Annotated in this window: 5 protein-coding genes and 1 pseudogene; 2 read left to right on the top strand and 4 right to left on the bottom strand. The window is 76.3% G+C overall.

The genetic code is table 11. The features are described 5' to 3' along the window. Both PYV61_RS20220 and PYV61_RS20225 read right to left on the bottom strand, forming a co-directional pair. A pseudogene (locus PYV61_RS20220) lies at window positions 1–500 on the bottom strand (hypothetical protein); the annotation flags it as partial. A gap of 4 nt (window positions 501–504) precedes the next feature. Continuing rightward, window positions 505–987, bottom strand: coding sequence for a hypothetical protein (locus tag PYV61_RS20225; protein ID WP_275835012.1), 483 nt, complete (start codon window positions 985–987; stop codon window positions 505–507). Window positions 988–1,134: 147 nt separating this feature from the next. Between PYV61_RS20225 and PYV61_RS20230 the strand changes: the two genes are divergently transcribed. Further along, window positions 1,135–1,527, top strand: a complete 393-nt coding sequence (locus tag PYV61_RS20230) for a hypothetical protein (RefSeq protein WP_275835013.1) — start codon at window positions 1,135–1,137, stop codon at window positions 1,525–1,527. Window positions 1,528–1,533: 6 nt separating this feature from the next. Next, the gene (locus PYV61_RS20235; protein ID WP_275835014.1) at window positions 1,534–2,112 is read left to right on the top strand and encodes a hypothetical protein; all 579 of its coding nucleotides are present in this window, start codon (window positions 1,534–1,536) and stop codon (window positions 2,110–2,112) included. A 41-nt stretch (window positions 2,113–2,153) separates the two neighbouring features. Here PYV61_RS20235 and PYV61_RS20240 read toward each other — a convergent pair whose 3' ends face one another. Continuing rightward, on the bottom strand, window positions 2,154–3,737 hold the full coding sequence (locus PYV61_RS20240; RefSeq protein WP_275835015.1) for an MXAN_6640 family putative metalloprotease: 1,584 nt from the start codon (window positions 3,735–3,737) through the stop codon (window positions 2,154–2,156). Between the two features lie 114 nt (window positions 3,738–3,851). Further along, entirely contained in the window at window positions 3,852–5,459 is a 1,608-nt protein-coding gene (locus PYV61_RS20245; protein WP_275835016.1) for a hypothetical protein, read from the bottom strand. Window positions 5,460–5,497 lie beyond the last annotated feature (38 nt).

The raw sequence follows: 5,497 nt of genomic DNA on the forward strand, positions 1-5,497 counted from the left end.
CGCGCGTCCTCGACCCACAGCGCGCGCGCGCGCGCCCGCCGGCGCCCGCCGCCGAGGAGCGCGGCGCGCTCGTACACCACGCGCGAGACGCCGCCGGGCGGGGCGGCGGGGGACTCTCGGCGGTCGGCCGGCCAGCGCAGCTCGACCTGGAGGTGCAGCCGCTCGCCGTCGAGGCGCGGCGGCGGGTCGGCGCCGAGGCGTCCGAGCCCGAACGCCGTCCCCGCGAGCAGGAGCACGCCCGCCAGCGCGCCCCCGAGCGGACGCACGAAGCCCCCGCCGAGCGCCGCCCCGAAGACGCGCGCCACCACGCCGCCGAGCACCGCGCCGGCCACGAGCCCGAGCAGCGCCCACGCGATGACGGCGTAGCCGGCCGCGCCCTCGCGCTGCGACCAGGCGTACCAGCTGGCGTAGCGCGACGCGACGTAGCCGGCGGCGAGGCACGCCGCGGGGGCGGTGAGCAGGGCGACGCCGATCGTCGCGGGCCAGGAGACGGGGCGCACGCGGTCAGCCCTCCCCGTCGCCGCGCACCACGAGCGCCACCCCCTGCTCGCGCCGAGCCCACGCGACGATGCGCGCGACCACCGCGCGGCGCTCGGCGTCGCTCATCGCGCTCTCGACGCGGCGCGCGGGGTGCCACCAGTACCGCAGCCCGTCGACGTGGATCTCGTAGCCGGCCGTCCAAAAGAACGGCACGCTGGTCTGGCGGACGACCGCCCCCGCCTCGTCGGTCTCGACGTAGTGGATCGTCTCGCCGCGCATCTCCGACGTGACCCGGAAGTGCGGACCGAGCGTCGCGTCGTCGGGGTCAGCCTGCCGCCCCCAGACCGACAGCCGGCGCGCGAAGGCGGCGTCCTCCGCGTCCCACCCGGCGAGGATCTCGTCGGCGGGGCGCCCGGTCCGGCGCGAGATCTCGTCGGCGCGCAGCCGGCGGATGCGCGCGTCGTAGGCCCGGTCGGCGGCGTCGCGGTCGTCGAAGGGATGGCTCATGGCGGGAAACCATGGAGGGCGGCGATCACCCCGCGATCACCCCGGCCGCCGCGCGCGGTGTCGCCCGCGGTGACGGGCGCGTGACCGCGGCCGCGCAGGTTGCCGACGCTCGCCACCCCTCCCCTACCCGACGCACCGGAGCTTGCCATGGGCCTCGCCGAACGCCGCCGCATCCTGGAGCTGCAGCAGACCATCCTCCCCGAGCGCGAGCGCGAGCTGGCGGACATCTGCGGCCGCGCGATCCCGTACGCCGTCGACTGGGACACCTTCGCCGACGACGCCGAGGCGCTCTCGTTGCTGGAGTACTCCGCCTGCCACCGAGTGGCGATGGCGCTGCGCGTGGTCTGCCGCGACGCGCTGGGACGCGAGGCCGTGCGCGAGGGGCTGCGCGAGGTCGCGATCGCGAACGTCGCCGACACCTCGGCGATGGCGCTGACCTTCGAGGGCGGCGTGCTCCGGCTGCGCGGCGCGTGGGGGCAGCGCTCGGCCGGGATGTTCGGCGACGCCGAGATCGGCGCGCTGCTGTCCGCCCGGCTCTGAGGCCCCGTGCGCATCCTGCTCATCGCGCTGCTCGCCTCGACCGCGTGGTACGGCGCGAGCCGGATGCGCGGCGCCTCGGCGACGCGGCGCGCGCTGCGCGAGCTGGGACACGTCGCGGTGCCGCGGCGCCTCGCCGACCGCGAGCCGGAGGAGCGCGACGGCCTCGCGCTGTTCGCGTTCGGCCGGGTCCCCGGCTCGCCGCAGTACATGGGGTCGACCACCCCGTACGCGGAGCGGCTGGTGGTGGCCGCCTGGACGCCGACGACGCGCGCCGAGGCGGCCGATCGTGCGCTGCGCACCGTGGCGCTCGGGGTCGAAGGGCTGACGTGGGAAGCCGACGCCGGCGGCGACGCGGTCGCCGTCGGCACCGGGACGTACGAGGCGAACATGGCCCGCCGCCCGGCGTGGGTGCTGGTGCGCGACGACTCGGCGCGCGGGCTCACCTTCGCGTACATGGCGTGGCGGCGGGACGCGTCGCGCGAGGCGGCGCTCCGCACGCTGGAGCGCGTGGCCGGCTCGTTCGCGCCCGCGCTGCCGACCGCCGAGTACCTGGCGCTGGCGCGGGCGCGCGGCGGGGTGCGGTAGGCGGGCCACGCGAGCGCCCGCCCACCGCGCCGGATGCCGCGTCAGTTGGCGACGGCGCCGCCGAGGGTCGCGCCGTAGGCGAACGGCACCTGCACCCCCTTCGCGTCGGCGATCGTCACCGCGAGCGTGACCTTCGCCGCCGTGCGCCCGAAGCCGCGGATCGTCGCCGTCCCCGCCGACGCCCCGTCGAGCGCGATCGGCACGGTCGTGGTCCCGCCCGTCTTGGCCGTCACGATCGCGTAGGCGCGCCAGGCGTAGCCGTCGGCGCCGTCGACGGTGAGCGTCAGCGTGCCGTCGGCGCCCGTCGGGAGGAACTCGACGTAGTTCGCGCCCTGCCCCCACGGCGCGCCGTTGGCGACCTGCTTGGTGGCCGCCGGCACGGCGACGCTCACCGGGTAGGCGTCGTGCGTGGCGCGCAGCAGCAGCGCGGTGCGCGGGTTGGGGACGACCGACGTGCCGGTCGCGTAGTCGGCGACGCCGAGCGTCGGCTGCGCGGGCGCGAAGGCGGCGATCCCCGCCCAGCTGCCGCCCAGCGCGAGCGACTGGAGCGCGTCGGCGAACGACTGCGTGCGCGTCGCCTCGAGGATGCGGCGGGCGAGGTCGACGCCGCCGCGGTCGGTCACCCACTGCATGAAGAACGCGCCGCCGTACGGGTTGCGCGCGGTGAGCGGCAGGTCCGGCGTGCGGAAGAACGAGTTCACGTAGCCGCGCCAGTCGTTGACGCCGTCGTACACCGCGTCCTCGGCCCACGTCGCGTGCGCCTCGTACATCCAGCGCGACGCGTAGATGTTCGTGTTGAACTGGAGCGCGTGCATGAACTCGTGCGCCTGCGTGACCTTCAGCGCGCCGCTGCGGATCACCTCGGTCCCGGTCACGTCCTCGTCGTTCGCCGGGAAGCCGTAGAAGTCGTTCTCGATGACGATCCACCCCGACGCGGTGCCGACCGGCACCGGCGACGCCGACTCCAGCTCGACGTTCTCCGGGACGCAGTAGCCGTAGTACGGCAGGTCGCGGTAGTACACGTGGAACTTCTGCGACGGGTTGCCCGCGTGGTCGGTGGTGAACTTGGGCGCGCGGTAGCCGAGCTGCACGATCTCGCGCTGCCAGATGTGCTCCCAGCTCTCGGCGGCGACGTCGATGAAGTCGGGGGTGCCGTTGCGGTCGGCGTCGCGCGACGGGACGCCCCAGTCGCCCTGCGTCGTGTAGTGCAGCACGAAGTGCGTCGTCTCCTTCGTGCGCTGCAGGTTGCCGAAGCCGTTCGCGCGGAGGTCGCGGATCTCCTTCTTGGTCGGCTCCGAGAGCGCGGACCAGTCGCGGGCCATCTCGACCATCGACGGCGTCGCGTCCTTGCCGCGCGCGGCGCTGCGGTACTTGGACGGCAGCTTCTCGGGCGCCATCAGGGCGTAGGCGCGGTAGCGGTTCGCGTTGTCGCGGTCGAGCGCCCCGCCCTCCCAGTCGTCCTCGATCAGCTCGAGGGAGGTCTTCGCGGCCTGCCGCTCCTGCCCGGGGGAGGCGGCGAGGCGCGGGGCGGAGTCGTCGGGGGCGAGCGGGGCGCGCGCGTCGTCGGCGCAGGCGGCGAGGAGGGCGGCCGCGAGGAACGCGGCGCCGAGGCGGGGAGCGGACATCCGGGGAGGGGACTGGCGGGTCCGGCCCCCGCCCGGGCGGCGGGGGCGCTGCCCGAACCTCCCGCCGATCCGGCCGACCGGCAAGGGCCGGCGCCGCCGCCGCCCACGCGGCGGTCAGCGCGACCGCACCTCGGCCGCCGCCTCGAGCGCGTACTGGATGTCGCGCGACAGCGCCCGCGCCTCCTGCGTCGCCGTCGTCACCTCGGCGAGCGCGCCGACGCCCGACGCGCGCAGCTTGAGCAGGTCGAACTTCATGTTCTGCAGGACCAGCTGCGCGCTCTCCAGCTGCGCGACCATCGCCGCGCGACGCTGCGCGAGGTCGGCGATCGACGCGCGCTGCCGCTCCAGCAGCGCGACCTTGCGGTCGCGGTCTGGGGCGCCCGCGGGCTCGCGGCGCGCCTGCGCCAGCCGCGCGTCCAGCTCCTCGACCTGACCCGGGCGGACGTCCCCCTCGAGGCGCGACAGCGACTGCACGAGCCCCGCGACGCGGTCGACGAGCGCGTCGACCGTCGGGCGCACGTCGGGGATGAGCGCGCGGTCGGCCTCGGACAGCTTGGCCATCGTCTCGCGCACCACCAGGCGATCGTCGAGCGCCCCCTGCAGCGCGGCGCCGTACGGCCCCTGGAGGACGGACGCGCTGGCGAGGCGCCGCGCCTCCTCGGCCAGCACCTCCTCGCGCGGGCGCGGCTGGAGCGCGGCGACGCGCTCCTCCCAGTCGTGCTGCATGGCGTCGCGCCACCGCATCCCGGCGCGCGAGACGTGGCGCCCGTTGCGCAGCGCGCCGACGCCGGCGAGCAGCGCGAGGAAGAACCCGAGCATCATGACCGCGAAGAACCCCTCCTCGCCCGACGACGCGGCGAGCAGGAGTCCGCCGAGGCCGACCAGCGCGAACGCGGCGAACTGCTTGACGCGGCGCCGGAAGCGGCGCGCGCGCTGCTCCAGCGTCCGGCCGGCGCGCCGCACCGGGCGCACCTGCGCCCCGGCGACCGCGGCCTGCGTCCCCTCGAGCAGCAGTTCGGAGAAGACCAGCCCCTCGTCGCGCAGCGGGCGCCAGCGCCGCCGCAGGTCGCGCACCGAGAAGAAGCCGACGATCAGCACCCACGGCGGCAGGAAGAGGTGCAGACCGTTGACGATCGTCAGGAACAGCAGCAGCAGGAGCGTGCTCTTCGCCTTGCGGCGGAACAGCTCCGCGCGCCGGTCGAGCGGGAGCTCGTGCCCCATCGCGCCGCCCCAGGCCGCGCCCGCGTGCGGCCCCGCCAGCGGCGGGATCCCGAGCGGCATGCGGGCCGGCGCCATCCCCGGCATGCCGGGCATCCCGCCGAGCGGCGCGTTGCCCGGGACCTCGCCGCGCGACAGCGACACCGGCGGCCCCGCGCGCCCGAGGGAGACGTCGAGCCGGACCTGCTCCTTGAACTGGTCGCGCTGGTCGCGCAGCTGGTCCTTGAAGTGCTCGCGCTGCTCCTGGCGGCGATCGCGCCACTCGCGGCGCTGCTCGCGCAGGTGCTCCTTCCACTCGCGCTCGGCCAGCTTCTGCGACTCGCGCCACTCGGTGGCGGAGCCGCGGCGCGGTTCCGGGGGCTCGGCCGCCGGCGGCGCGGGGGGCGCGGCGGGCGACGCGGCGCGCAGCGGCTGGCTGTCGGCCAGCGCGCGGTCGGCCTTCTGCAGCGCGCTGGCCAGCGCGTGGCGCGCGTCGCGCGGCGACGCCGGGAAGTCGGAGGCCAAGCGGTCTTAGGAAGACAAATCGTGGTCTCAACTCCTTG

This window comes from Roseisolibacter sp. H3M3-2 (assembly GCF_029211165.1).
GTDB lineage: Bacteria > Gemmatimonadota > Gemmatimonadetes > Gemmatimonadales > Gemmatimonadaceae > Roseisolibacter.